At 63.1% G+C, this 25,556-nt stretch carries 21 protein-coding genes; 9 read left to right on the forward strand and 12 right to left on the reverse strand.

Annotated elements, in window-relative coordinates; genetic code table 11:
* Window positions 1-50: 50 nt before the first annotated feature.
* Window positions 51-3,758 (reverse strand): hydantoinase B/oxoprolinase family protein, encoded by a 3,708-nt coding sequence (locus tag ASB57_RS11490; RefSeq protein ID WP_057652356.1) that lies wholly within the window; start codon window positions 3,756-3,758, stop codon window positions 51-53.
* A 281-nt stretch (window positions 3,759-4,039) separates the two neighbouring features.
* On the opposite strand from ASB57_RS11490, the gene ASB57_RS11495 reads away from it, so the two are divergent.
* Both ASB57_RS11495 and ASB57_RS11500 read left to right on the forward strand, forming a co-directional pair.
* Entirely contained in the window at window positions 4,040-5,020 is a 981-nt protein-coding gene (locus tag ASB57_RS11495) for a tripartite tricarboxylate transporter substrate binding protein (RefSeq protein ID WP_057652357.1), read from the forward strand.
* Window positions 5,021-5,142: 122 nt separating this feature from the next.
* The gene (locus ASB57_RS11500) at window positions 5,143-6,012 is read left to right on the forward strand and encodes a MurR/RpiR family transcriptional regulator (protein ID WP_057652358.1); all 870 of its coding nucleotides are present in this window, start codon (window positions 5,143-5,145) and stop codon (window positions 6,010-6,012) included.
* Between the two features lie 10 nt (window positions 6,013-6,022).
* Here the strand turns inward: ASB57_RS11500 and ASB57_RS11505 are convergent, their stop codons facing one another.
* The gene (locus ASB57_RS11505; RefSeq protein ID WP_057652359.1) at window positions 6,023-7,402 is read right to left on the reverse strand and encodes an amidase; all 1,380 of its coding nucleotides are present in this window, start codon (window positions 7,400-7,402) and stop codon (window positions 6,023-6,025) included.
* Between the two features lie 55 nt (window positions 7,403-7,457).
* A complete protein-coding gene (locus ASB57_RS11510) occupies window positions 7,458-8,477 on the reverse strand; it encodes a tripartite tricarboxylate transporter substrate binding protein (protein ID WP_231755399.1) in 1,020 nt (339 codons plus the stop codon).
* A 97-nt stretch (window positions 8,478-8,574) separates the two neighbouring features.
* On the opposite strand from ASB57_RS11510, the gene ASB57_RS11515 reads away from it, so the two are divergent.
* Together ASB57_RS11515 and ASB57_RS11520 are read left to right on the forward strand one after the other, a co-directional pair.
* Window positions 8,575-9,252: a GntR family transcriptional regulator gene (locus tag ASB57_RS11515; RefSeq protein WP_082621544.1), complete on the forward strand. Its 678-nt coding sequence runs from the start codon at window positions 8,575-8,577 to the stop codon at window positions 9,250-9,252.
* On the forward strand, window positions 9,249-10,670 hold the full coding sequence (locus ASB57_RS11520) for an amidase (RefSeq protein WP_057652360.1): 1,422 nt from the start codon (window positions 9,249-9,251) through the stop codon (window positions 10,668-10,670). The genes ASB57_RS11515 and ASB57_RS11520 overlap by 4 nt, the downstream gene beginning before the upstream one ends.
* 12 nt (window positions 10,671-10,682) lie before the next feature.
* Here ASB57_RS11520 and ASB57_RS11525 read toward each other — a convergent pair whose 3' ends face one another.
* Together ASB57_RS11525 and ASB57_RS11530 are read right to left on the reverse strand one after the other, a co-directional pair.
* Window positions 10,683-11,672, reverse strand: a complete 990-nt coding sequence (locus ASB57_RS11525; protein WP_082621545.1) for a tripartite tricarboxylate transporter substrate binding protein — start codon at window positions 11,670-11,672, stop codon at window positions 10,683-10,685.
* Window positions 11,673-11,699: 27 nt separating this feature from the next.
* Window positions 11,700-12,545 carry an alpha/beta hydrolase gene (locus ASB57_RS11530; RefSeq protein WP_082621546.1) on the reverse strand — a complete coding sequence of 282 codons (846 nt, stop codon included), beginning with the start codon at window positions 12,543-12,545 and terminating at the stop codon, window positions 11,700-11,702.
* Window positions 12,546-12,679: 134 nt separating this feature from the next.
* On the opposite strand from ASB57_RS11530, the gene ASB57_RS11535 reads away from it, so the two are divergent.
* A complete protein-coding gene (locus ASB57_RS11535) occupies window positions 12,680-13,570 on the forward strand; it encodes a LysR family transcriptional regulator (RefSeq protein ID WP_057652361.1) in 891 nt (296 codons plus the stop codon).
* 43 nt (window positions 13,571-13,613) lie between these two features.
* Here the strand turns inward: ASB57_RS11535 and ASB57_RS11540 are convergent, their stop codons facing one another.
* The 3 genes from ASB57_RS11540 to ASB57_RS11550 form a co-directional block, all read right to left on the reverse strand.
* Window positions 13,614-16,094 carry a TonB-dependent siderophore receptor gene (locus ASB57_RS11540; protein WP_057652362.1) on the reverse strand — a complete coding sequence of 827 codons (2,481 nt, stop codon included), beginning with the start codon at window positions 16,092-16,094 and terminating at the stop codon, window positions 13,614-13,616.
* Between the two features lie 143 nt (window positions 16,095-16,237).
* Complete coding sequence (locus ASB57_RS11545; protein WP_057652363.1) at window positions 16,238-17,221, reverse strand: FecR domain-containing protein; 984 nt, start codon at window positions 17,219-17,221, stop codon at window positions 16,238-16,240.
* The gene (locus tag ASB57_RS11550) at window positions 17,218-17,730 is read right to left on the reverse strand and encodes a sigma-70 family RNA polymerase sigma factor (protein ID WP_057656087.1); all 513 of its coding nucleotides are present in this window, start codon (window positions 17,728-17,730) and stop codon (window positions 17,218-17,220) included. Before ASB57_RS11550 ends, ASB57_RS11545 begins: the two co-directional genes overlap by 4 nt.
* Window positions 17,731-18,074: 344 nt before the next feature.
* On the opposite strand from ASB57_RS11550, the gene ASB57_RS11555 reads away from it, so the two are divergent.
* From ASB57_RS11555 to ASB57_RS11570, 4 genes are all read left to right on the forward strand, one after another.
* Window positions 18,075-18,977 (forward strand): alcohol dehydrogenase catalytic domain-containing protein, encoded by a 903-nt coding sequence (locus ASB57_RS11555; protein ID WP_231755400.1) that lies wholly within the window; start codon window positions 18,075-18,077, stop codon window positions 18,975-18,977.
* 139 nt (window positions 18,978-19,116) lie between these two features.
* Complete coding sequence (locus ASB57_RS11560; protein WP_057656089.1) at window positions 19,117-19,635, forward strand: hypothetical protein; 519 nt, start codon at window positions 19,117-19,119, stop codon at window positions 19,633-19,635.
* 73 nt (window positions 19,636-19,708) lie between these two features.
* Window positions 19,709-20,629: a LysR family transcriptional regulator gene (locus tag ASB57_RS11565; protein ID WP_369822870.1), complete on the forward strand. Its 921-nt coding sequence runs from the start codon at window positions 19,709-19,711 to the stop codon at window positions 20,627-20,629.
* Window positions 20,630-20,948: 319 nt separating this feature from the next.
* Entirely contained in the window at window positions 20,949-21,521 is a 573-nt protein-coding gene (locus ASB57_RS11570; protein ID WP_197425027.1) for a helix-turn-helix domain-containing protein, read from the forward strand.
* 33 nt (window positions 21,522-21,554) lie between these two features.
* Here the strand turns inward: ASB57_RS11570 and ASB57_RS11575 are convergent, their stop codons facing one another.
* From ASB57_RS11575 to ASB57_RS11590, 4 genes are all read right to left on the reverse strand, one after another.
* Window positions 21,555-22,460, reverse strand: coding sequence for a LysR family transcriptional regulator (locus ASB57_RS11575; protein WP_057652366.1), 906 nt, complete (start codon window positions 22,458-22,460; stop codon window positions 21,555-21,557).
* 64 nt (window positions 22,461-22,524) lie between these two features.
* Window positions 22,525-23,550: an asparaginase gene (locus ASB57_RS11580; RefSeq protein ID WP_057652367.1), complete on the reverse strand. Its 1,026-nt coding sequence runs from the start codon at window positions 23,548-23,550 to the stop codon at window positions 22,525-22,527.
* A 9-nt stretch (window positions 23,551-23,559) separates the two neighbouring features.
* Window positions 23,560-24,552 carry a tripartite tricarboxylate transporter substrate binding protein gene (locus ASB57_RS11585; RefSeq protein WP_057652368.1) on the reverse strand — a complete coding sequence of 331 codons (993 nt, stop codon included), beginning with the start codon at window positions 24,550-24,552 and terminating at the stop codon, window positions 23,560-23,562.
* 116 nt (window positions 24,553-24,668) lie between these two features.
* Window positions 24,669-25,538: a LysR family transcriptional regulator gene (locus ASB57_RS11590; RefSeq protein ID WP_057652369.1), complete on the reverse strand. Its 870-nt coding sequence runs from the start codon at window positions 25,536-25,538 to the stop codon at window positions 24,669-24,671.
* Window positions 25,539-25,556 lie beyond the last annotated feature (18 nt).

The following is a 25,556-nucleotide window of genomic DNA, read 5'->3' on the forward strand; positions in this document are numbered from 1 at the left end:
TTGCGGCCCCTGCCGTTCAAGGGCCGGGCCGCCGGATATCAGTCAGGGGATTACGCGCCAGCAATGGCGCGCGCGTCGCTTTCGGTCCAGCCGGGCTCACCGAAGCCGCCGCCACCCGGCGTACGCACGATCAGCACATCGCCGGCTTTCAGGTCATGGCTCTTGCGCAGGTCGACCTGCAAGCCGTTCAACAGCGCCTGGCCGGTCTGGCCCTCGGTGCCGCCGAACAAGCCTGGCGCGCCGTGGTGGACGCGATCGCCCACCATATTCAGCGTGTAGGTGCCGGGGCGCGTGATCACGAACTCCATATCGACGCCGTCGCCCCCACGGTGCCAGCCCTGCCCGCCCGAGCCGGCACGCAGGCGGCGGTAATTGACGCGCACCGGTCCCAGGCGTTCCAGCACCTCCACCGGCGCGCCCGAAATATTGCTGGGCCAGCTGAGCGTCGACAGGCCATGGCGTGCCCGCGAGCCGCCTACCCCACCGTTGAAGAACCCCTTGACCATGACGTTCTCGCCGTCGTCCGTCTTGCCCTTGATCAGCATGGCCCAGATCGGTGCCCCGGCGCTGGCCTGGACCTTGGCCGGCAGCGCGGGCGCCAGGGCCTGGAAGACCAGGGATGGCAGGTAATGGCCGACGGTGGCGCGGTTGCCCCCTGACAGCGGGAAGCTGTGGTTCAGGATGCTGCCTTGCGGGGCCTGCACGTCCAGCGAGCGGAACGAGCCTTCGTTGTTGGGGCTGTCCGGGTCGAGCAGGCACTTCAAGGCGTAGACCGTGAAGGCATGCGTATAGCAAAAGGCGACGTTCAGCGCCGCGCGGATCTCGTCCGCGGTGCCTTCGTAATCGACCGTGACGCGCTCGTCCTCCACGATCACCTTGGCATTGAGCTTGAGCGGCGTGCCCAGGCCGTCCATCAGCTGGCTGGCCGGATACGTGCCATTGGGAATCGCGCGGATGCTGTTGCGCGTGGCGGTGTCGGTACGCGCGAACGATTCGCGGGCAAAGTCCTGCAGGTGGTCCAGGTTCCACTCCTGCATCACCGTCTTGACGCGGCGGATGATGACGCTCAGCGCGGAAATCTGCCCGAACAGATCGCCCACCACCTGATCGGGCGCCCGCACGTTCTTCGACAGGAGCTGAACGATGGCGTCATTGACGACACCACGGTCCTTCAGCTTCATGATGGGAATCTGGAAACCTTCCTGGAAGATGTCCGGGATCGCGTAGGCGTTGGAATTGCCGCCGATGTCCACCGCGTGGGCGGTGCTGGCCGCGAAGGCCACCAGCTGGCCGTTGTGGAAGATGGGCGCGGCGACGTTGATGTCGGACAGGTGGCCCGTGCCCAGCCAGGCATCGTTGGTCACGTAGACATCGCCCTCGTGGATGTTGTCCACGCCGAAATGCTCGATGAAATGACGCACCGTGCGCGGCAGGCTGCCGATGAAGACGGGGATGCTCTTGGTGCCTTGCGCCAGGGCGTTACCCTGCGCATCGGTCAGCACCACGGAGAAATCGTCCGACTCGCGCACCACGGTGGAGAAGGACGTGCGCACCAGCGCGGCGGCGGCCTCGTCGACGATGGCGATCAGGCGGCGCCAGAAGATTTCCAGGCTGACACTGTCGAATTGCTTGTTGTGGGACGTCGCGCCGGCAATGCTGACGATGGCGGTGCCGCCCTTGCCCATTTTGAGCTTGTCGCCGCGCGCCAGGACCAGGGTCGAACCAGGCTGTTCCACTACGGCCGGGCCTTCGACTTCCTGGCCTTCCGCGATGGCGTACCAGCGGTAGACGCTCGCGCGGCACGGGGCGCTGTCGCCGGGGATCAGGATATCGCGCTCGGCAACCTTGGCGCTGCCGCTGCTGTCGGCGCCGGACTCGGAAGTCGATTCAGGGAAGCTGAGCACGGCGGCTGCGTCGACCAGGGTCAAACTGGCCGTGACCCGCAGCATGATGAGTTCGATGGCGCCCCAGGCCAGGGTCTGACCGAACACGGCGCTGTACTGGGCCTCAAAGCCGGCGCGTATCGCCGCGACCGGATCCGCGCTGGCCAACGCTTCGGTCAGCGGCACGGACAGTTCGAAACCTTGCCCGGCATAGCGCATCTCCGCCACGTAGGTGAGTTGCGGCTGGCCTTGGCCCGGCAGCATGCCGGCAACCTGGGTGGCGGCCTCGTCGCCCAGGCTGGCGAACGCGGCCCGGATGGACGGCAAGGATTGCTCCGACAGCTTGGCGCCCAGGAAGCGCGCGCGATCCACGCGCGCCGGCGCCAGCACCAGGCCGATCGCCGACGCCACGCCGGCAGCGGCCGGACAGATCAGCGTTGAAATCTTCAGCTTGCGGGCGACACCACCGCCGTGAATGGGACCGCCCCCCCCCGTCACCAGCAGGGACAGGCGCGAAGGATCCTGGCCCCGTTCCGCCGCGTGCACGCGGGCGGCGGCGGCCATGCTCTCGTTTGCCAGGTCGTGCACGCCGCAAGCGGCGGCATCCATGGTGACGTCGAGTTGCCGGCTCAGGCGGTCGAACACGGCTTCGGAGCGATCGCGATTCAGGGCGATTTCGCCATTGGCGAAGTAGCCCGGGTTCAGATAGCCCAACAACAGGTTCGCATCACTGACCGTCGGGTGATCGCCACCACGTCCGTAGGCAGCCGGCCCCGGCTCCGAGCCGGCGCTGGTGGGCCCCACCTTCAACAGGCCAAGCTTGTCGACGCGGGCGATACCGCCGCCGCCGGCGCCGATTTCGATCAGGTCGACCGTGGGGATGCGAATCGGCAAACCGCTTTCAGGGGTGAAGCGCTTCTCGCGAGCGGCCTCGAAAACGTGGGAGATCAGCGGTTCGCCGTGTTCCACCGCGCACAGCTTGGCCGTGGTGCCGCCCAGGTCCAGGGCCACGAAGTTTTCCGATCCGCAGGACTTGGCGAAATAGGCTGCCGCCAGCGTCCCCGCGGCGGGACCGGATTCCAGCAACTGGATGGGCGAACGCGCCGCATCTTCGAGCGTGGTCAAGCCGCCGTTGGAGCGCATGACGAACAAGGGGCAAGTCAGCCCCATCTGGCGCAGCTCGCCCGCCAGGACGTTGAGATAGCCGATGGCCAGCGGCTGGATGTAGGCATTGGCCATGACCGTGCAGAAGCGGTCGTATTCGCGGACCTCGTTGGCGATCTCATGCGAGATCGACAACGGCACGTCCGGATAGCGTTGCTCGAGCACGCGCCGGGCCTGCGCCTCATGCGCGGGGTTCACGTAGGCATTGATCAGGCCCACCGCCAGGCTCTTGCAGCCGTCGGCCAGCGCCCGTTCGGCCGCCACCAGCAAGCCCTGCTCGTCCAGGGGCGCGATGATCGCGCCTGTGGCATCGATACGCTCGCCCACTTCGTAGCAGGCATCGCGATCACACAGCGGCGCCACCATCTCGATCTCCAGATCGTAGATGTCGTACTTGCGCTCGCGGCCGATCGCCACCAGGTCACGGAAGCCCGCAGTGGTGATGAAACCCACCTTGGCGCCGCGCCGCTCGATCAGGGCGTTGGTGAACAGCGTCGTCGCATGGACCACGCGGCCCACCTGCGCCATCTGGAAGCCCTCGCGCTTGAACAGCTTGGTGATGCCCCGGATGACGCCCTGCGCGGGCGCCTGCGGCGTCGTCAGTTCCTTGAACGACCAGACGCGGTTGGAGGCTTCGTCGAGCACGACGATGTCGGTGAACGTGCCGCCGATGTCCACGCCCAACGAAAGGCGCATTTGATTGAGCTTCATGGTGATTCCTGGTTGCGGGCCTGGCCCTGCTGCTTGATTCAGGCTCAATTCTGAAGCAAGTTTTTTGTCTTTACAACAATAATGATGATTTTTTTCTTGCATGACAGCCAACGCTATGGTCCACTTTATTCCTGACTTGCGACGATATATCTAGGGTAATCCCCTGCTTTATCGATTCGATTCAGGTGTGTAGCTTTGCCGGAACAAAAGCTTAAATTCAATCATCAAGATACTTGAGATGATTTTTTTATCTCATGATCTTGCAAGCAAGGGGAAGTTTTATGAGTCGCTTCACTACCTGGAGCAGAAGCCTGCTGATCAGTGCGGGCCTGCTCTTCACCACTGCCCACGCCGCGTCTCCCGCGGATGGCTATCCGTCTCATCCCATCCAGCTGTACGTACCGTTCAGCCCGGGCGGATCGATCGACGTCACGGCGCGCGCCCTGGGCCGAGCCATGGAAAAGACCCTGCCCGGCGCGTCGGTGGTCATCGTCAACAAACCGGGCGCAGGCGGCGCTATCGCGCTGGGCCAGGTGGCCCGCGCCAAGGCGGACGGCTACACATTGGGCGTGTTCATGCCGCCCAATGCGGTGATCGCACCGCACATGCAGACGGTGGCCTACGATCCGCACAAAGACTTTTCCATGATCGCCAACTACGCCTTGACCACGCTCTACGTGGCCGTGCCGGCGGACTCTCCCTACAAGACGCTGGATGACCTGCTGGGCGACATGAAGGCCCATCCGGGCAAGGTTCTGTTCGGCATCACCACCCTGGGCGCGGGCACGCACCTGGCGACGGCGCGCATGTTGAAGGAGCGGGGCCTGACGACGGAGTACGTCACCTATGGCGGCGGCGCGCAGATCCTGACGGCCATGCTCGGCGGCCAGATCAAGGTGGCCACCCTGGCCGGCGAAGCCCTGCCCTACGTCCTGTCCGGGAAGATCCGTTTCCTGGCGTCTTTCTCGTCGCAGAAGATCGCCGCGATCAAGGACGTGCCTTCGATCCGTGAGTCGGGCTTCAAGTGGGACGCCGACGTCTGGACGGGCCTGGCGGCGCCCAATGGCCTGGACGAGTCCGTGCGCAAGAAGCTGGAGACGGCGGTGGCGCAGGCGGTCAAGGATCCGGAGTTCCAGCGCGTGATGGAAAGCATGGCGATGATCCCGCAGTCCATGAGCGGCAAGGAACTGCAAGCGCAGTTCGAACAGAGCGACAAGACCCTGGGTCCCTTGATCGAAGCGGCGGGGTTGGCGCAGAAATAAGCCGCCCCTGAGAACCCTGGAAGTTCCGCTGAACGGCTGGCTTTTGCCAGCCGTTCTCATTTATTCCATCTGCTATTCTTCGCCAACCTGCTACACCCGCCAGCGCCTGCTTCCTTCACACCATGGCTACTTCCCAGCTCAACGACCGCATCCGCAAGAACCTCGACAAGATGAGCGACGGCGCCCGTGCCGTCGCGCAGTTTGTGTTGGACAAGCCCGAGGACGTCGCCATGCTGCCGGCGGCCAGGGTGGCCGAACGCCTGGGCATCAGCGAATCCACCGTGACCCGGTTTGCCATCCTGCTGGGATACAAGGGCTACCCCGCTTTCCGGCGCGACCTGCAAAGCGATATCCGCCGGCATCTGGAACCGCTGCAACGCCTGGAGATAAGCTCGCGCGAGCGCCAGCACGAAGCGCGGCCCTACTCGCAGCTGTTCCAGCAGGATATCGAAGACATCTTGCGGACGGAACGGGGCATCTCCCCTGCCCTGATGGACCGGGCCGTGGATTTCATTTCCAACGCCCGTACCATCTACATCATCGGTCTGCGCACCACCTTCTGTCTGGCCCATTCCCTGTATTTCCAGCTGCATCAGATGTTGGGCAATGTGGTGCTGGTGAACGCGGTGGCCGGGGAAGCGCTGGAGCCGATCCAGGATATCGGCGTGCAGGATGTGCTGATCGGCATCAGCTTTCCCCGCCATGCGCGGCTGACCGTGTCCGCCATGCAATATGCGCACGAAGCCAACGCCAAGCTGATCGCCATCACGGATGGGCCGATGTCGCCCACCGCCGCGGTGGCCGACGTGCTGCTGCCCGTGCATACGTCGGTGCTGAGCACGGCGACCTCGCTGACCGGTGGCCTGTCGCTGGTCAACGCCTTGTGCTCCGAGGTATTGATCAAGAACCGCAAGCGCGCGGCGAAGAACCTGGCTGAAGTGGAGCGACTGTTCAAGTTCAGCCAGGTGCATCACCCTTCGTCGGGCAGCTGACGGGCGCGCGTCATCCCGCCAGGGTCTCTTCGACCAGATGCGCAACCCCCAGCAGGTAACGATCGTCGTGCCAGCGGCCGCATAGATGCAGCCCTATCGGCAGCCCCTTGGAATTGCGTCCGCAAGGCATGGACAAGGCCGGATGACCCGTCAGGTTCATTGGAAAGGTATAGGGATACCAGGCCCCGCGTACCGTTCCGGCCGCCTGTCCCGCGATTTCCACTTCGCCATCCAGATTGGTGTCGATATGCATGGGAGGTGCGGACAGGGTCGGCGAGATCAATACGTCGGCCGTCGCCAGGATCCGCTCCACTTTGCGGAAATAATCCGTCCGCGCATAACCAGCTTCCATTACCGCCACGGCGCTTAGTTCGCGGCCCTGGAGCACCGCCTCGACCAGGGTCGGGTCGATCTTGTCGTGGAATTTTTCCAGATTGGCACCGATGCGGCCCGCCGCGCTGGCACGATGGATCACCAGGAAATGCTTTTCCAGGGCCACGAAATCGATGAACACCGTTTCCACGATGGCGCCCGCTTGCTCCATCGCACGAACAGCCTGTTCGGTGATCGCCGCCACTTCCGGGTCCACCGGATTCCCCGCCGTCGGCAACCACGCAACCCGCAGCCCCTGCAGTGACAAGGGCGCCGGCCGCGCGGCGGGCTTGCCGGCCTGGCCGTAGGGGTCGCCGCGATCAAGCCCTTCCAGCACATCGAAGAACAGCGCCGTGTCCGCGACGTCCCTGGCCATGGGGCCGATATAAGAATTCGGCGAGTAGAGATCCGGCGCCTGCAGATGCGGAATCGCGCCCAGGGTCGGCTTCATTCCGACGATGCCGCAGCAAGATGCCGGAATGCGGATGGAGCCCCCGCCATCGGTGCCCAGGGCCAGCGGCCCCATGCCGGCCGCGACGGCCACGGCCGCCCCGCTGCTCGACGCGCCTGGCGTGTAATCGCGGTTGATCGGGTTGTAGGTGCGTCCGAAGATAGGCGCCGTGGCGTAGGGTTTGTGCCCGTACTCCGGTGTCGTCGTCTTGCCGATCAGGATGGCCCCCGCGGCCTTCGCCCGCGCAACCGCTACCGCGTCGTAGTCGGGCACATGGTGTTCGTGAATCAAGGAACCCATGGTCGTTCTTACGCCGGCGGTGGCCGTCAGGTCCTTCACCGAATAGGGCACGCCGTGCAAGGGCGGCAGGGGTTCGCCGCGCATCACCTTGTCCTGCGCGGCTCGCGCGGTTGCCAGCGCCAGGTCGGCCGTTTCGGTAATGAAGGCGTTCAAGTCCCGGCGGGCCTCCATGCGCGCCAGCGCGGACTGCACCGCTTCCACTGGCGTCACCTGCTTACGCTTGATCAGGCTGGCCAGTTCGCGCGCGCTGAGATCCATCAAATCCATGCTTGGGCTCCTGTGCTGCCGGACATGCGCCGGCACCGTCCGATGTCAGTCAGGTTTATTCGAACTGGATGCCGGATTGCTTGACGACAGGCTCCCAGAACGCTTTTTCCTTTCGTACGCGTTGCGCCAGTTGCGCATGGTCCATCGGTTTCACGACCAGACCGTTCTCCTGCAAGCGCTTCACCAGGCCGGGGTCCTGAGCGGCCTTCAGGAATACTTTCTCCAAGGCCGCTGCCGTCTTGTCGGGCAGGCCGGCCGGCGCGAAGATGGCGTAGAAACTGGTCGCCGCTTCGAACTGCGGAAACCCCTGCTCCTTCACCGTCGGCACGTTGGGCAAGGACGCCAGCCTATCGGACCCGCTCAGCCCAAGAAACTTGATCTTGCCCCCTTGATACAAGGGCATCATGCTTGCGGCCGCATCCCAACCCATGGAGACGCGCGAGCTGACCACATCCACGAGCATGGGCGAGGCACCCTTATAGACAACGGGCGCGAAATCGACACCGATGTCCTTGCCCAGCGCAATCGAACCCAGCTGGCCTGAACTGCCTTGCGCCGCCAGGCCTATGGTGGCTTGTTTCTGATTGGCCTTGGCCCATGCCACGTATTCCTTCATGTTGCTGTAGGGCTGGTCCGCGCCCGTCACGATGGCCGTGGGAATATCCACCAGCAGCGCGATCGGACGGAAGTCCTTCTCGCCGTCGTAGCCCAGGTTCTTGTACGTGTAGGGATAGATGGTGAAGGACGGCGAGGTCGCCAACAGCAACGTCAAGCCGTCGGGGGCAGCGCGCTGCACATAGCTATTGGCGATGCGAGTGGAGGCTCCTGGGCGGTTGTCGACGATGACTTCCTTCACACCTTCTTTGGACAACTGCTCCGCGAAGGCCCTGGCGGTGAGGTCCGCCGCGCCGCCGGGGGCAAAGCCCACGACGATCTTGATCAGCCCTTGCGGCAAGTCCGCAGGTGCATCCACGGCGGCCGCGACGCGCACCGACATGGCGGACGACAGGCCCAACACAGCGGCGGCCGCTATGAGTTTGGTATGAAGTTTTCTCGACATCTTCGGCAGGCTCACGGTGTTTCCCCTAGGATTTGTGGATTCTGGATCCAGAGTCCAGTATTTTTTGAGATACTAAGCGGGCCGCATTTGTACCTACATTGGGACTTACCCCATGGATCGCCTGGAAGAGAATTTTGATTGGCGCGAGCGTCCACGCCTGGTCGAAGAAGTCGCACGTGTGATTCGCGGGCGGATCTACAGCGGCCAGTACGCGCCGGGCCGGCCGCTACGTCAGGTCGAATTGGCGGAGACGCTGCGCATCAGCCGCACGCCGCTGCGCGAAGCGCTGCGCATTCTGGAGCAGGAAGGCCTGGTCACGGCCGACACCGTCCGCGGTGTGAATGTCATCAACGCCGGACCACGTCAGATCCTGGATGCTTATCAGGTGCGCCAGGTGCTCGATGGCCTGGCGGCGCGACTGGCCGCGGCGTGTTCCGCCGACCGCGCCATCGCCGAGCTGCAGCCGGTTCTGGAACGTCAGCGCCAGACCTTGGAACCTTGGGACATCGGCGAATACACCGCTGCCAACGTCGACTTCCACACCCGCATCTTTGAATTGAGCGGCAACGAGTATGTGATCCGCCAGATCCCGACCATCTACATGACGTCGCAGGTTTTTCGTCCTGGGGCAAAGCACGAGCGCGCGGCCGATGCCGTGCAGGAGCATACGGCGATCATGCAGGCCATCGCGGACGGCGATGCCGCTTCCGCTGAACGCCTGGCGCTCACGCATGTGCAGAAGACCATCGACATGGTCGTAAGCTGGCTACCCGTCACGAGGAAATCATGAACGATCTGCATTACCTGTCCGCCGTCGAGCTGTCCGAGCTGATCCGCAGCAAACAACTATCGCCGGTCGAGCTCACGCGCTCCACGCTTGAACGGGCCGAACGCCTTCAGCCTGCGCTCAATTGCTTTATCACCCTGTGCGGCGATGAAGCGCTTGACGCTGCGCGAACCGCCGAGCAGGAGATCATGGCTGGCCGCTACCTGGGCCCGCTGCACGGCATTCCGTACGCCGCGAAAGACCTGGTGGACACTGCCGGTGTCCGTACCACCTATGGCACCCTCGCCTACAAGGACCACATCCCCGAGCAGGATGCCGTGGCCGTGGCGCGCTTGAAGCGCGCGGGCGCGGTGCTTTTCGGCAAGACCACCACGCCGGAGTTCGGCAGCCAGTGCATTACCCGGTCGCCCTTGTTCGGCGACACGCGCAATGCGTGGAGTGCCGCGCATTCAAGCGGGGGCTCCAGCGGCGGCGCGGCCGTCGCCGTGGCCGCCGGCATCGGGCCCATCGGCATCGCGACCGATGGCGGCGGGTCCACCCGCATCCCGGCTGCCGTCAACGGCGTTGTAGGTCTGAAGCAGAGCCTGGGCGTAGTGCCGCACAGCCAGGCCCAGGACGCTTTCGGCAATCAGACGTATGTCACGCCGATTTCGCGCACGGTGATGGACACGGTTCTGATGTTGGACGCGATGGCGGGCGCGCATGGTTGCGACCCGTGGTCGCGGGCGCGCGGTACGCCGTCCGTCGCGGAGGCCGGCAAGACAGGTTCATTCGCCGGTCGGCGGATCAGATACTGTCTCGCGCCCAAGGGAAAGCTGGTGGAACCCTCAGTCCAACTCGCCTTCCAGGCCGCATTGGACACGATGGCCGGCGCCGGTGCCTTGCTCGAACCCTTCGAGGCAGGCGACGAATTCGACGTGGAACCCATCTGGCGGACCGTCAACCATACCGTGTGGCGCTCCCGCTTCGGCAAGCTGGTGCAGGAGCGTCCCGCCGATTTCAGCGCGACCTTCATCCGGCAGATCGAATCGGCCGAGCACTTCAGCGCCGCCGATTATCAGGACGCCATGTTCAGCCGGACCCGCCTGTTCCGCCATGTCGAAAACCTGCTGGAAAATGCCGACATCCTGGTCACGCCGACCTTGCTGCGCCCTGCCCTGCCTTTGGATCAGGACCTGTTCTCTCCATTCGAGATCGCCGGCCAGCGCATTGAAGGCATACGCAGCAACTGGTTCCCGTGGACCATGCCCTTCAACATGACCGGCAACCCGGCCATCAGCCTGCCCAACGGTTTCGACGCGGCGGGCTTGCCGATAGGCATTCAGTTCATCGGGTCGCTGGGCCAGGACAACGCGCTGCTGCAATTGGCGCTGGCATTCGAAGCGTTGACGCCGCAGCACTATGGGAGACCCGTCGCTTGAGTGGGTTGACCGTTATTGCGGCTGGATCTTCGCGACCTTGACCCACTCGGCCCAATTGCGCCGGTCGTCTTTCACAAACTGGGTGAATTGAGCGTGATCCATCGTCTTGATGGACACGCCATACCCTTCGAACCTGGCCTTTACGTCAGGCTTGTTCAGTTCACTCTCCAGCGCGGCCTGCACTTTCTCGATGATGTCTTTCGGCGTGCCCGCGGGCGCGGACAGGCCATACCAGCCGACCACGCTGAAGCCGGGCAGATACGTCGACATCGTCGGCACATCGGGCCAGGCGCTCTGCCGCTCGGTACCCGTCACCGCCAGGGGCCGCAACTGGCCGCCCTTGAGTGGTCCCATCGCTGTCAGGTAATCCACGAAAGCAAAATCGATCTGCCCGCCGATCAGGTCGGTGATGATCTGCGTGACGTTCTTGTAGGCCACGCCGTTGATCGGCAGCCTGGCCTGCGCCTTCAACAGTTCCGGGGGCACCTGCGACGAGGAACTGTAATAGCCGAAAAACACTTTATCGGGATGCGCGGACGCATACGCCGTCAGATCGGGCAGCGTCTTGAACGGGCTGTTCGGCGCGACCAGCGCAACCGATCCGAAGGTGCCGATCAAGCTGATCTGCTCAAAATCCTTCACCGCGTCGTAGGGAAGTTCCTTGTACAGATATTGATTGGCCGAATGCGTGGAACTGGTCGACACCAGAAAGGTGTAGCCATCGGGCGCGGCGTTACGCACATAGGCTGTACCCAGAATCCCGCCGGCACCAGCGCGGTTCTCGACGATGGTGCCTTGCTTCAGCTTGTCCTCCAGGATGCGGGCCACCAGACGCGCGATCAGATCCGCGCCACCGCCCGCGGCCGATGGCGCCACGACCTTGATCGTCCGGCTCGGCCAGTCCGCGGCCTGCGCCAGGGTCGCGGTGCCCACGCCGGCCGCCAGCAGCCCCAGCGTCAATGCGGCGGCCAGGCCGGCACGATACCGCTTCAGGTTGAACATGTTGTCTCCTCGTGATCTCGTCACTTATTAGTTGAATGTCTTGTTGTACCAGCCCTCGATCACGCGGGCGCTTGCCACCCATCGATCCGAGTACATCATGCAGTGCACGGCATCAGCCAGATGCACGAATTCCAGGTTCAGGAATCTGGCCACGGCCGCGTCCTGTCCAACGGGATGGCGTTCAGGGTTGTCCCGCCCTGCCTCGATACAGATGCCTGGCGCGCGCTGTCTTGCAGCATCGACCACCACACGCAGCAGATACCGGTCGTTCAGAATGCTGGCGCCTTCGGGTGTCAACCGGTCCATCACCGACGCGACATCGACGTCATCGGCCACGCCGAGAAAACGGTCTCGAACCTGGGTTTTCGTGGGGATCGGGCAGATCGAGCCAGCCGGCATCGGCGTGACCGACTTGGCGCCAGGCAGATTGCCGGGTGGCGACGGCGCTATCAGCACCAGCCCCGCCACATCCCGAGCCGTGGCGCACAGCGCGGCAGGAAGCGCACCCATGCTGTGTCCGACGATGACCGACGGGCCGGGCAAGGCGCCATGCGCGGCGATTAGCTGCCGGCCCAGCTCCGCTACCGTGACATCCGCGAAATCGGCGCCTTGCGCGGCGGAGCCATGTCCTTGGAAATCAATGGCCGCACAGGCGATGCCCCGCTCGCTGAAATAGCGCATGTAATGGGCATAGCACCAGGCGCCGTGATATCCGCCGGGGACGAACAACAGCCGCGGCGCGTCAGGCTTGGGTGTAACGGCCGGCGTGTTGACGTACAGGCAATAGCGATCCATGACCTGTCGCGGCAGGCCATCGACATAGGAGAAGTCGAAATGGGCGGGCAAGGTCCCACGCGGGGCAATATCGGTCATGGCGGCTTAGAACAAAGGCGATCAACAGGCTTCGGCGGGACAAGGCAGCCCCGCAGTATGCGCACGCGACTTTTATAAGTAAATTTTAATGTTTTAATATTTGTATTTGGAAAACTTATAGCCACGCATTTTTTATGTCCTTGCCAGATATCTCGCCCGTGCAACTCCGGTACTTCCTGCTGGTGGTCGATACGGGCAGCTTTCAGGCGGCCGCCGCCAAGGCTTGCCGTTCACAGCCGGCCCTGTCCCTGGCGATCCGCCAGCTGGAAGCACGGCTGGGCCAGCCATTATTGGAGCAAGGCAACCGCTCCACGCTGACGCCTTATGGCCAATACTGTGTGCCCTTGATGCGGGATCTGCTGGCCCGTCACGACAGCACGTTGGACGCGCTGGAGCGGCACGCGCGCAGTGAAACCGGCACCTTGAGCCTGGGCACGATCACGGCTTTCGCCACCAACTGGCTACCCGAATTGGTAAGCCGGTACCGTGAGCAATATCCGAATGTCGCGCTACGTCTTTTGGACGATAACTCGATCAATATCACGCGCATGGTACTGGCTGGCGAAGTGGATTTTGGCGTGACGGCGGGCACCTCCGCCGACAAGGGCCTGACCTTCGAGCCCTTGATCACCGATGCGTTTGGATTGGTGTGCAGGCACGACCATGCCTTGGCGCGCAAGAAGAGTCTGCGTTGGGAGCAACTGGAAGGACTGACGCTTATCGGCACCACCGCGCACGGCGGTTTGACGGACAGGGAATGTGCTGAACCGGTACGGCGATGTGCGCTCTATGCGTCGAACATGATCTCGCTGCTGTCGATGATAGAACGCGGCGTCGGCGTCACCGTACTGGCCAAATACGGTTTACCGCCCTGGATGGATCAACTGGTTTTCGTGCCCTTGACCGAGCCGCGCGTGGAACGCACCCTGGGCATGCTGTGCCGGGCCGACCGCAGCTTATCCCCGGCGGCTGCGGCCATGCATGGCTTGATGAAGGACTGCTTCGCCGGGCGCCTGGCGCCTTGAAGCGCCCAGTGGGAAGCTTACCCGTCGCAGCACCAATCCAGCCTTAGAAGCTGCCGCGCAGCGTAAGGGTTGCGTTGCGCGATTCTCCGTAGAAGCTGCCCCAGCCCGGCGCGCCGATGGTCTGGTAGTACTTCTTGTCGAAAAGGTTGTTGACGTTCAGCGCCGCCGACCAGCGCTTGTTGAACTGGTAAGCGACGCGGGCGTTCCAGATCGCGTAGGAGCCTTGCGACACGCGCACGTTGCGCGTTTCCGTGTAGCTGCCGGTCTGATAATTCACGCCGCCCCCCACCGTAAAGGCGGACAAATCGCCGGGCAAGCGGTAATCGGTCCATAGCCTTAAGATGTGCTTGGGCGTGAACGTGCGGCCGAAGTTGGTGTTCAGCACTTCAGTGTCGTCCAGGAACTTCAGCGTGTTGAAGGTGTAGCCCGCGAACAGCTGCCATCCCCTGGCCACCTCACCGCTGATTTCGGCATCCACCCCCTGGCTGCGCACCTTGCCGCTGGACTGGTAGCAAATATCACCCAGTGTGCATGCGTTCGTCAGGTCTTCCTGCGCCTGGTTTTTCTGATCGATGCGGAACACCGCCACTGAAGTATTGACCCGGCCGTCCAGCAGCTCGCCCTTGACGCCCACTTCGTAGTTCTTGCCCACGATGGGATCCAGCACCTTCCCCGATGCATCCAGGGCATTCTGCGGCTCGTAAATCTCCGCAAAGCTGGCATAGCCCGACCACTGCGGATTGAAAGCGTAGATCAACCCGCCGTATGGCGTGACGACACCGCTTTCCTTATACGGATCGGAGTACTGCCCCCCTGAATCGCGATAACGGCTGGTGTTTTCGTACCAGCTGACACGCGCCCCGGTCACCAGCGTCAAGGGATCGGCCAGGCTGAAGCGACCCACACCATAGACGCCGGTCTGCTTCATTTTCACGATGGTGGCGTCGCCGCGGTAGGCGTTATCGCGCAGCCAGTCGTCCGATGGCTCCGGGACATGATGATCCGGTCGCCAGACATCAACGGCGCGGTTCAGGCGAGCCAGCGCGAAATCGTTCTTGCTGGTCAGGTAGTTAAAGCTGGCGCCGACGCTCAACGTATGCTTGCGGCCGAACGCGTCGAAGGCGCCGTCCATATCCAGGTCAAGCGCTTTATTGTGCGTCGAGAAATCGAACACACCGGCATACAAGGACGGCCCCAGCAGCGTCGAGGGATTCACCGCGCCATCGGAGAAAGCGTATTTCGAATCGTTGGATTCCTGCGTGGACGTCGCGGTCAGCTTGAGCGACCAATCCTTGTTGAAGCGATGCGCAAGTTCCGCGAACGCCGACGTCTGCTTGCCATTCCAACGCGCCCAGTCCTGCCCCAAGGAAGTCGACCGCTTCAAACCCAGGTCGGCGCCGTTGGAGTAATGCGGCAGCCCGTGAAAAAACGGCGTGGATCGCAGTTCTTCATAGCTGACGCCGCCAGTCAGCGTCGTATCGGGCCCGAAATCGTAAGTCAGCACACCATACAGAACCCCGGTCCGGCTCTTGGCTTCGTCGTAGAAATACTCGCGGTCGTTGTAGCTGGCTACCCCACGCGCGCGCAACGACCCGGACTCGTTCAACGGCCCGGTGGCATCGATGTCCGCGCGGTAATTGTTCCAGGAGCCCACGCTGGTACTCATCTTCACCTGGTTCTCGGCGAGTGGACGTTTACGCACCAGGTTGACCGCCGCGCTGGGCGTGCCCGCGCCCTGCAGCAGCCCCGTGGCGCCGCGGATGATCTCCACGCGATCCAGGACCACGGTGTTGCTGGTAAAGCTGTTGGCCTGCGGGTAATAGAAGGCCCGGTTGACGCCGTCGAACTGATAGCTGTCAACGCGAAAGCCACGCGAGAACACGTAGTTTCCGCCCATCGGGCTCTTGTACAGCGTCATGCCCGTGCTGTTGGCCAGCACATCGTCCAGCGTATTGGCGTTCTGGTCGTCCATGCGCTGCCGCGTCACCACCGTGACCGACTGCGGGATGTCCTTCAAGGCTTGCTGGCCTTTGCCGATGGTCACCGTCCGGCTGGTATAGCTGCCGGAGTTTTCGGTGACGGCGGTGTCGGCCAGGCCCTCGACCGTGACCGGGTCGAACGTGGACATGCCGGAGCTAGTCTGAGGCGCGCGCCGCAGCCGATACCCTTCCCCGTTGGCATTGGCGACGGCCTCCAGGCCCGTGCCGGCCAACAGTCGCGCCAGCCCATGCTCCACCGTGTAGCGGCCCGTCACTCCCTGCGTCATCACCCCACGTGTCAGGGCCGGAGCCACGGCGACGGTGGTCTTGGCCGCGACCCCGAACTGGCCTAATGCCTCGTCCAGGGACGCGGGCGCGATGGCGAACGCGACGTCACCGGTGGCGGCCTGCGCCCACGACGTCGCTGGCACGGCCAGCGGCGCGGCCGTCGCCAAAGCAAGATGCAGGGTCAACCGCAAGCGCGCGGGCCGCGACTTCAGCGCAGAAGGCGCGGCAAGAGAGGATGAAGACTGGCGTATTGCCATGGGAAATTTTCCTGGTTCGTCGGATGGAGTGAGCAGACCGCGGGCGCCTCGTGGTCTCTCTATGTCTAACGAACCAGAATCGGGAAACTACGCCGTGGTTACAATTTTGTTGGTGAAGCGACCGAAGCATCGGGCCAGTGCGATCACGCTCGCCCCACGGTGACCCAGTAGCGCGTGCGGTACCGCAAGGACAAGCCGAGCACGCTGGCCAGCACTTCCAGCGCCTTGTCCGTGTCGTCGATCCGAAAAGCCCCCGTCACCTCGCGGCCAGCCACTTCGGGGTCGCAACGCAGGAATCCAGCGCGGTACCGGCCCAGTTCGGCCAGGAACTGATCCAGACGCATGCGGTTGCCGACCAGCATGCCCTGCGTCCAAGCCACGGTTTCGTCTTGTGCCGGGGTCACCGGCGACTGCGCGCCGGCGCCGAAATCCACCTGCTCCCCCGCGTGCAACACCATACTGGGCTGAGGGCCCACTGCCGGATCGATGCGCACCGCCCCTTCGAACACGGCCAGGCGCGTGGACTCCTGGTTATCGGTCAACTGCCGCAACATGAAGCGCGTGCCCAAAGGCGTCAGCAGGCCATTTCGGGTCTTTACGCTGAACGGCCGGCCCGCCGGATCCTGGGCCGTGGCGATCACAATCTCGCCGCTGCGCAGGTCGATCCTGCGTTGTTGCGAGTCGTAGTGCAGCGCGATGGTGGAATCGGTGTTCATCGTCAACACCGTGCCGTCAGGCAAGGTCAGGACGCGTTGCTCGCCGGTCGCGGTGCGATACACCTCAATTCCGCCCCACAGCCCCTCACGCACACCGATCAGCCCCACTGTTCCCAGGCCGATCCCGCCCATCACCCACTTGATGGCATTACGGCGCGTGCGCTGATCGCAATAGCGCAGGACGGTATTGCTTGCGGTGGCGGCGGCGACGTGCAGCCCCGTGGCGGCGTTCATGTCCTGGCTGATGCCTTGCAGGCGTTGCCAGGCGAGTTCATGGCGAGCGTCGGACGCCCGCCAGCGCGCACAGGCGGCCTGGGTGGCGGCATCGGGGGAGTCACCCGCGCGCATCATCCATTGCGCGGCCTGCTTGATGATGTCGGGGGGCAGGCGTTCGGCGTCTTGCGCGCTCATGCGTACAACACGGCGTAGCAGTGCTGCCAGGCCTTGACGATATCGCGCTGCACGGCGGCCACCGAGATGCCGAGTTGCTGCGCGATCTCCAGATAGGGCTGCCCTTCCACCTGCGCCAGAACGAAAACCCGGCGGACGCGCGCAGGCAGCTGCTCCACCTTCTGGCAAACCGCATTCAGGGCTTCGAGCACCAGCGCCTGCGTCTCGGGGCTGGGCTCGGTGGCTTCGCTGCGGCTGGCCAAGGTATCCAGGTAGGCCTGTTCGAGGGCGCGGCGGCGCGACTGATCGATCAGCAGCCGCTTGGCAATCGTGGTGAGGAAACCGCGCGGCTCGGCGAACACCGTGTATGACTCGGCGCGCATGACGCGCTCGAAGGTATCGTGCGCCAGATCCGCCGCATTTTCCGTATTGCCGCTGAGCCGGCGCCGCAGCATCTGCACGAGCCAGCCATGATGCTCGCGATACAGCCTGACGAACTCGTCAGAGGACGGATAGTTGACGGATTGCACGCGCGCCTGCCTCATCAAACGATAATGGGAATGATTATTGATTGTAAACCAACAATCTTCCGCTAGCGCTTGAAGGCGCGAACTGGAGCCCAACGGTACGAGGGCCGGGCGGCACCAGGAAGCATAAGGAAGTCTTATCGAGGGAATAACCGTCCACCGGTGCCAAATAGAGCCCCAGACGTCTAGTCTTACGCAAATATCGACACGTGGAACGTTCTCTCATCCGCATGTCCCTTCTTGATTCAAAGCAATTCATGCCCCACGCCCAACTCCCCCAAAACTACCAAGCCTGGACATGGCAAGGCAGCGCCGACCCCTTGGCATTGCAGCTGCAAACCCTGCCCATGCCACGCCCCGAACCCGGGCAGTTGCTGGTGCGCAACCGCATGATCGGCCTCAATCCGGTCGACTGGAAGGTGCTGGACGGCAAACTGCCCTCCTGGCAAACCGGCCATATCCCTGGTGTCGACGGCGCCGGCGTGGTGGCGGCCGTGGGTGCGGGCATTCCTGCTGAATGGCTGGGCCGCCGCGTCGCGTATCACACGACCCTGCACGGCCATGGCAGCTTCGCCGAATACACGCCCGTCGCGGCACGCGCGCTGCTGCGCCTGCCCGACGCGGTCGATGACGAGGTCGCCGCCAGCTTTCCATGTCCCGCGTTGACGGCCTGGCTGGCAATCGACAAAGTGCCCGTCAAGCCGCGCCAGCCCCTGCTGGTGAGTGGCGCGGGCGGCGCGGTCGGGCAATACCTGGTGCAATTTGCCGTCGCTCGCGGCTTCACCGTCACGGTGATGGCCAATGCCCGCCATTGGGACCGACTGCGCGCCCTGGGCGCAAGCGACTGCATTGCCGGCCCCTTGGCCGATAAGCAGGACTGGAGCGGCGACCGCCGTTTCTTCGCCGTCATCGACACCGTCAGCGGCGATCACGCAACGCGCATGGCCGCTGCCCTGCGGGCCAACGGCCACCTCGTCTGCATCCAGGATCGTGTGCCGCAATGGCCTTGCCCGCCATTCGGATTGACGTTGTCCATGCACGAAGTCGCGCTGGGTGCGCTGCATGTCCACGGCGACGACGCCGACTGGGCGCAACTGACTGCCGCGGGCGCAAGGATGCTGGACGATCTGGCACAGGGCCAGCTGCAATCCGAACCCCGCGTCATTCGGGACTTTGCCGAGTTGGCGTCCTTGCTGAATGCGCTGAAGCACCGCGATTTCTCCGGCAAGCCGCTGGTGCGCGTGTCGTGATATTTGCCTGACTGATGGCGGAAATAAAAAACCAGGATTGGATTTATTTCAGAGCGGCCACCATCATGACGTTGTCCCCACGAGATTCCGTGGTTTTGTCTGCCTGAACCCGGGAAACCCGGGAAATACTTCCATGAAAATGAACGCCATCCTCTGGCCTGAAGCCTACACGCCCGGCACCACCGAGAATTTTGCATCCAACGAGGTCATCGTCGCCGGCCTGACCGTCGCCGACATCTGGCCCCTGCTGGCCACGCCGTCGCAATGGCCGACCTATTACGCCAACTCTGCCAATGTGCGCTTCCATGACGGCAAGGGACCGGAGCTGGCCGACAGCGACCGCTTCTACTTCGAGACCTTCGGCTTCCCGGTCGAGGCGCAATGCACCGAATACGTCGCGCCGGCCGCGGGTCAACCGGGCCGCGTAGCCTGGCACGGCTGGGCTGGCGAGCAAGGCGCGGATAACCGCCTGGACGTGCTCCATGCCTGGCTGGTCGAGGACCTGGACGGCGGCCGCGTGCGCATCCTTACGCAAGAAGTCCAGAAGGGCAAACCGGCACAACAGCTGCACGACACCAAGCCCAATCCCATGATCAACGGCCATCAAGACTGGCTGGACGGCCTGGTCGCGGCCGCGCGCAAGGCCAGGCAGCCGTAATCGGGGCGCTCTTCACCGAGCGAGGGGGGCTAAGGGTTGATAAGATCAGGATTCAAAATTCCTGAGTCCCATAATTTTGAAGAATATCAAGGCCCTCGATCTCAACCTGCTCAAGGCCCTGGACGCCCTGCTCGACGAGCGCAACGTCACGCGGGCTGCGGCCCGGCTTGGCGTGACGCAGCCCGCGATGAGCGGAATGCTCACCCGCCTGCGCGCTGCCTTCGGGGATCCCCTGTTCGTCCGCGCTTCGCACGGTGTCGTGCCAACAGAACGCGCGCTGGATCTGGTCAAGCCGCTGCAACAGATATTGAGCGAGGTCGGTGCTCTGATCCAGCCACCCACCTTCGACCCCGCCACCGCGGAACAGACATTCACCATCGCGGCCACGGACTATGCGCTACGTGCCATCGCGGTGCCATTCCTGTCCGCTTTGAAACGGCAGGCCCCGCGTGTGCAAATCGCCCTGGTTCCGGTCGATGACGCGCAGATATCGGTCCAGCTGGAGCGCGGCGAAATCGACCTGGCCTTGCTGACGCCGGACAGCACGCCACCCGGCCTGCACGCGCGCAACCTGTTCGAAGAAAAATACGTGTGCGTCATGCGTGAGGGGCACCCGGCCGCACAGGGCCGCCGGCGCCTGACACCAACCCAGTTCTGTGCGCTGGATCATGCGCTGGTGTCCTACTCGGGTGGAGCGTTCAGGGGCGTGACCGACAATGCATTAGAAAAACTCGGAAAATCGCGGCGGGTCACGCTGTCGGTTAAATCCTTCCTCATCCTGCCCGAGATCCTGCGGGCCAGCGACCTGGTGGCCATCCTGCCCAGCCGGCTGGTGGCGGGCATGGAGGGCCTGACGGTGTTCGAGCCGCCGCTGGATATTCCCGGATTTACGAAGACTGCCGCATGGCACGAACGCACGCATCGCGACGCGGCCCAGCGCTGGCTGCGCGAGTTGCTCTTCGAGAATTGCGCGGTAAATCGACGCAAGCGATGAGCGGACACTCAAACCGGTTTTTACCCTAAGTGTTACAAAGTTCCCGGCCGACAGTCATTTGAATTAGAATTTTTGCCGGAATGACACGCCGATTCCACTGGGCTTTGAAAACTCGGGCGGACGCACGAGGATCAGTGTGACCCCTTTCATACATATTGAAGATAACCATCGCCTGACGCTGCTGATGTGCCAGCTGCCTCGCGCGAGGTATACGTGGTTCCTCCTCGTTGCGGACTGCGAGACGACCGGCTTTGGCCCGGATCGGCTTATCGCGGCCAGCGCGAAGTTCAATGGCGAAACGGAAGCCAGGAAAGAAGGAATGACCGCCCTGCTGGAGCAGAAGCGGCAAATCTCCCTCCCGTCAGTCGTCACCGAACCGGCACTTTGGGGCGATAGCCCGGTGCCCCTCGACCGGGACGACATAGACCTGCTTCTTGACGGAATGAGCGACCGCGCCGATGAGTTGGCCGATACGCTAAAGCTTATTCGACGACGCCTGTCCCACAAACACGAACATCGGGCGTCCCTGCCCGTTCTCGTCAACGAGCCTGCCAGGCTGCCCGCGCCAGTCGTAGCCGAAAAAACCTGGCGCCTGGCGGAGGGCCGCTTCTCGCTGCTCTCTCCCGACGGCGAATCGATCACCTTGTCGCGAACGGAGCAGCAGTTTCTTCTTGCGTTATTTCAAGCACCAGGACGCCAGCTGACTTACGAACAAGCCTATCAAGCGATCGCTCCACAACCGGGCGCGCTGCCACGATCGCATGGGTCACTATCCGTGCTGTTGAGCCGGCTGCGGACGAAATTCCGCAAGCTTGACCTTGAACTGCCTTTGCATACCGTGCGGGGACAGGGCTATGTATTTGCGGGCGCGACGACGATTTTGCCGACATAAGCACGTGCCGATCTGAATACGCTGATCCGAACGTCAATCGCAAAGTCCGGCAGCCTGGCGTTGCGCCCTTACCTCGCCCAAGGCGAATTTCAGCACGTCTTTGAGAGCCAGGGCCTGGCGCTTATTCGTATCCGACTTACGCGTGACCAAGGCCAGTTGATAGCATGGCGGTCGTTTACCAAGCCTTATTACCCGGACCGGATAGACCCGCAGCATACGGGGATCCGATATTTCCAGTATCGATACGCCTAGCCCCGCGCTGACCAGCGCCAATATCGCGCCACTGCTGTCCAGCTCCTTGCTCTCGCGCGCCTTGAGGTTGCGCGACTGGATATACCGGGCGGCCAGCACCCCCGTGGTGGTATTGCGTTCATAGCGTATCCACTCATATCGGCGAAACGCATCCGCCACGGTGAGCGTCCGTTCCTGAGGCGGGACGACCAGCACAAGCTCGCGCGCCTCCATGGGTTGCCAGTCCAGGCGGCTGGATGCGCCCTTTTCGGGCTGGGCGATCAGCGCCACATCCAGGTCTCCTGATTTCACCGCGGTCTGAAGCGCCAGGCTGCGGCCCGAGGACTGCCGGATATCCAGTTCGGGAAATTCAGTCGCACAGCGGCTGATGATCAAGGGAAGCAGCGGCGGGAGCATCGATTCCAGCAGCCCGACCGTTATCACCCCGCCTACCGCTATCTGGCTTTCATTGCGCAGGGCTTCGATACGCCCCAAGGCCTCTGTCATGATGCGTGCAGCCTTGATGGCCACGGGCATGGGCCGCAGCTGCGCGCCCGATCTGTCGAAGAGCGGCTGGCCGAAGTAGGCCTCCAGCTGCTTCATCTGGCTGCTGACCGCGCTGACGGTCAGGTGCCGCTCCGCGGCGGCGGCCGTCAGCGTTCCGTTTCGAATAACCGCTTGCAGCGTGGCGAACGCATCTCGCTTCATTTCACAGTGATAATCAGTGCAAACCCCGGCCCGGGTTCACAGCACACCATCACCGGACGCGATCTTAGGATGGCGCGTCGACGGAACTGACAGGAACCTCATCGTCCGCGAAGAGTCTGCCGAGCGCCTGAGGGCACCGCAAACCGTTCTGCAAAGCGAGCATCAGAAGGATACGGGCCTTCCAAGGGGATAGATCATCGCTCAAAACCGCGCCCTTCGATACGAGGGTATGCGAGGATCCCTTGAAGCTGTATCCCACCCGCGTCCCCCCAGACGGAATCCGCGTGGCCAGCACCACGGAGACGCCGGCGTCGAGCGCGTCGACCAATGCGTCATGCATCGCGGCGTTGACATGCCCGGAGGCAATACCCTGGACGACGATGCCCCGCGCGCCACGGGCGACGGCGGCCTCTATCAGTTCGCCGCCTGCGCCCACGTACATCGGCACGATAAAGACCGAGGGCAGTTCGTCGGGAAGCAGCGCCAGGTGCAGTCGCCGGAGCGGCTCCCTATGGAATATCACGCGGCCCGCGCGCACGTGCCCCAGACTGCCCCAGACGCCGGAGTTGAAGGTTTCGACATTGAGCGTCTGGCTCTTGGTCACCTCGCGCGCCGCATGAATGCTGTCGTTCAGAGCGACCACCACGCCCTGAATTCGGCGAGCCGCCATCGCGGCGCATATCGTCAAGGCATTGAAGAGGTTCCGTGGCCCATCACTATCGGGCTCCGATGCGTTGCGCTGCGCGCCCGTCAGCACCACGGGTTTGACCGTGTCCAGGGTAAGGTCCAGAAACCAGGCGGTTTCCTCCAAGGTGGACGTTCCGTGCGTAACGACCGCGCCTTCGATATCGGGCCGTTCCAGCACTTCCTGCGTCAAGGCATGCAAGCGGCGCCACTCTTCCAGGCCTATCAGGGGCGACGGCACCCGGAAACTGTCGAAAACTTGAACTTGCGGACGCTCGCCCGCCGGACCGAATGCGGCGATCGAGGCCAGCAGCGCCTCGCCGCCCAAAGTGGGCGCCGCCAGCCCGGATGTTGCAGCCCTTTCGGAAACGATGGTGCCGCCCGTTGTTATCAAAGCGATGGCCATGGCGCCGATTTACTCCAGTTCGATCTTGGATTTTTCAGCGACTTTCCGCCATTTCTGCGTTTCGTCGGAAATATAGGCGGCAAACGCTTTCTCAGGGCGCAATACTGCCTCTCCGCCCAGCTCACGGACGCGTTTCTGCATCTCCGGCGATTTCAGCGTCTCTTCGACGGCCTGGCTTAGCTTGTCGATGACGGGCTGAGGCGTGCCCGCTGGGGCCGCCAGGCCATTCCACGACACCACCTCGAAATCGGGCATGCCCGCTTCGGCCATGGTGGGGACATTCGGGAGCTCGGGCAGACGGGACGAATAAGCAACGGCGAGCGGCCGGACCTGTCCGCTCTGCATCTGCTGAAGCACGCCCAAGGTGGTCATGAAACTGGCCGATACCGTTCCGGTGGTCACGTCGATCAGCGCGGCAGAAGTGCCTTTATAGGGCACATGCAACAGATCCACGCCAGCACGCGCCTTCAACATCTCTCCCGCCAGATGCGGTGAACCGCCCACGCCCGTCGACGCATAGCTGTACTTGCCGGGGGCGGATTTGGCCAAAGCGATGAAGGACTTCAGGTCCGTGGCGGGAACAGCCGGTGCCGTCACCAGGACACTGGGCGACGCCATGAATTGCGCGATCGGCGCGAAGTCCTTGTTGGTATCGTAGTGAAGATTCTTGTAGATCGACATGTTGGTGGCGTTCTGTATCGTCAGCACCAACAAGGTATAGCCGTCCGGCTTGGCACGCGCCACGTATTCACTGGCGATATTCGATCCAGCCCCAGGCCGATTCTCGACGATGAATGTCTGGCCGAGTTTTTCGGTAAGGCTCGATGCCACCAGACGAGTGATGACGTCCGTCGCGCCACCAGGGGTGTACCCGACGATGATACGCACCGGCTTGCCTGGATAGGTCTCGCTGGCCAATACATTCGTGGCCGGCAACAGCGCGGCACCCAGTAGCGTGACGGAAAACAGGCGTCCAAGGACGAGGCGGCTACAAGTGGGCATGGCGGACCAGGGATTCGAAGGGGAAGCCGCCAATATGCCGGAGCCCGAGCACCACGGGAAAGCGCAAGAAATTTGAATCGAAGTTAGAAATTTTCTAAAGGCACCGCAACTGAATCTCAGTGCTTCAGAAACTTCAGCAGATTCACCACCGGCGGCGACCGCTCGCCTTTCCGATATACCGCTGCGACCTCGGATCGAATCGGCGCTCCTGCCAGGCCCAGATAAACGACGTTGGGTAGCGTAATAACTGAACGGAGCGTGTCCGGTATGACGGCGATTCCCGCACCCAATGACACATGGGTCAATACGGCCAACAAGCCACCCGGCGTTGCGCCGACGATGGGGCTGAACTCGCCCCGGTGCGCGACCTCCTGCAAGCCCCGCGGCTGCTCGGGAACGATGAAGGTCTCTTTGGCCAATGCCCCCGGCGACACGGCTGCCCCACGGAGCGCCAGTGGATGCTGCGCCGGAACCGCGACGCAGAACTTATCCCGGCTCAACACCTGACTGGAAAGCAATGACGGAAGAACGACCGGCATTCGTAAGAATGCAATGTCAATTTCCCCGACCAGCAACATATCCGGCAGCTTCTCCATCGGAAGCTCGTAGGCTTTGATGACAACGTCGGGACTTGCGGTCCGGTACTCCCCAACTCGCTGCTGCAATAGCCCGGAGAAGGCCGCGGAACCCACATAGCCGATATTGATCCCGCCGATTTCTCCCCGGCTTGCTTGCCGGCCCACATGAATCGCGCGCTCCATTCGCTCGACGACGGCTCTCGCTTCCACCAGGAAAGCCTCGCCAGCGGCCGTAAGGGACACCGCTCGCTTGGTGCTGCGGTTCAGCAAACGCAGTTGTAGCTCGTCCTCCAGCTTTTGAATCTGCACCGTCAGGGCCGGCGTGGAAATGCCGAGCGAGGCAGCGGCCCGCGTGAAGTGCAGCTGCTCGGCAACCGCGATGAAGTAGCGAAGAAATCGGACGTCCATGTCAGCGAATTATTGTTA

The organism is Bordetella sp. N, assembly GCF_001433395.1.
Classification (GTDB): Bacteria; Pseudomonadota; Gammaproteobacteria; order Burkholderiales; family Burkholderiaceae_B; genus Bordetella_C.

Excerpts from the sequence above, each read along its gene's own strand:
- ASB57_RS11555 (WP_231755400.1), top strand. The coding sequence starts at position 18,075 with ATGCCACGCCCCGAACCCGGGCAGTTGCTGGTGCGCAACCGCATGATC.
- ASB57_RS11490 (WP_057652356.1), bottom strand. The coding sequence starts at position 3,758 with ATGAAGCTCAATCAAATGCGCCTTTCGTTGGGCGTGGACATCGGCGGC.
- ASB57_RS11545 (WP_057652363.1), bottom strand. The coding sequence starts at position 17,221 with ATGAGCGCGCAAGACGCCGAACGCCTGCCCCCCGACATCATCAAGCAG.
- ASB57_RS11575 (WP_057652366.1), bottom strand. The coding sequence starts at position 22,460 with ATGAAGCGAGATGCGTTCGCCACGCTGCAAGCGGTTATTCGAAACGGA.
- ASB57_RS11515 (WP_082621544.1), top strand. The coding sequence starts at position 8,575 with ATGGATCGCCTGGAAGAGAATTTTGATTGGCGCGAGCGTCCACGCCTG.
- ASB57_RS11530 (WP_082621546.1), bottom strand. The coding sequence starts at position 12,545 with ATGACCGATATTGCCCCGCGTGGGACCTTGCCCGCCCATTTCGACTTC.
- ASB57_RS11535 (WP_057652361.1), top strand. The coding sequence starts at position 12,680 with ATGTCCTTGCCAGATATCTCGCCCGTGCAACTCCGGTACTTCCTGCTG.
- ASB57_RS11560 (WP_057656089.1), top strand. The coding sequence starts at position 19,117 with ATGAACGCCATCCTCTGGCCTGAAGCCTACACGCCCGGCACCACCGAG.
- ASB57_RS11570 (WP_197425027.1), top strand. The coding sequence starts at position 20,949 with ATGACCGCCCTGCTGGAGCAGAAGCGGCAAATCTCCCTCCCGTCAGTC.
- ASB57_RS11525 (WP_082621545.1), bottom strand. The coding sequence starts at position 11,672 with ATGTTCAACCTGAAGCGGTATCGTGCCGGCCTGGCCGCCGCATTGACG.
- ASB57_RS11500 (WP_057652358.1), top strand. The coding sequence starts at position 5,143 with ATGGCTACTTCCCAGCTCAACGACCGCATCCGCAAGAACCTCGACAAG.
- ASB57_RS11520 (WP_057652360.1), top strand. The coding sequence starts at position 9,249 with ATGAACGATCTGCATTACCTGTCCGCCGTCGAGCTGTCCGAGCTGATC.
- ASB57_RS11495 (WP_057652357.1), top strand. The coding sequence starts at position 4,040 with ATGAGTCGCTTCACTACCTGGAGCAGAAGCCTGCTGATCAGTGCGGGC.
- ASB57_RS11540 (WP_057652362.1), bottom strand. The coding sequence starts at position 16,094 with ATGGCAATACGCCAGTCTTCATCCTCTCTTGCCGCGCCTTCTGCGCTG.
- ASB57_RS11585 (WP_057652368.1), bottom strand. The coding sequence starts at position 24,552 with ATGCCCACTTGTAGCCGCCTCGTCCTTGGACGCCTGTTTTCCGTCACG.
- ASB57_RS11505 (WP_057652359.1), bottom strand. The coding sequence starts at position 7,402 with ATGGATTTGATGGATCTCAGCGCGCGCGAACTGGCCAGCCTGATCAAG.
- ASB57_RS11580 (WP_057652367.1), bottom strand. The coding sequence starts at position 23,550 with ATGGCCATCGCTTTGATAACAACGGGCGGCACCATCGTTTCCGAAAGG.
- ASB57_RS11590 (WP_057652369.1), bottom strand. The coding sequence starts at position 25,538 with ATGGACGTCCGATTTCTTCGCTACTTCATCGCGGTTGCCGAGCAGCTG.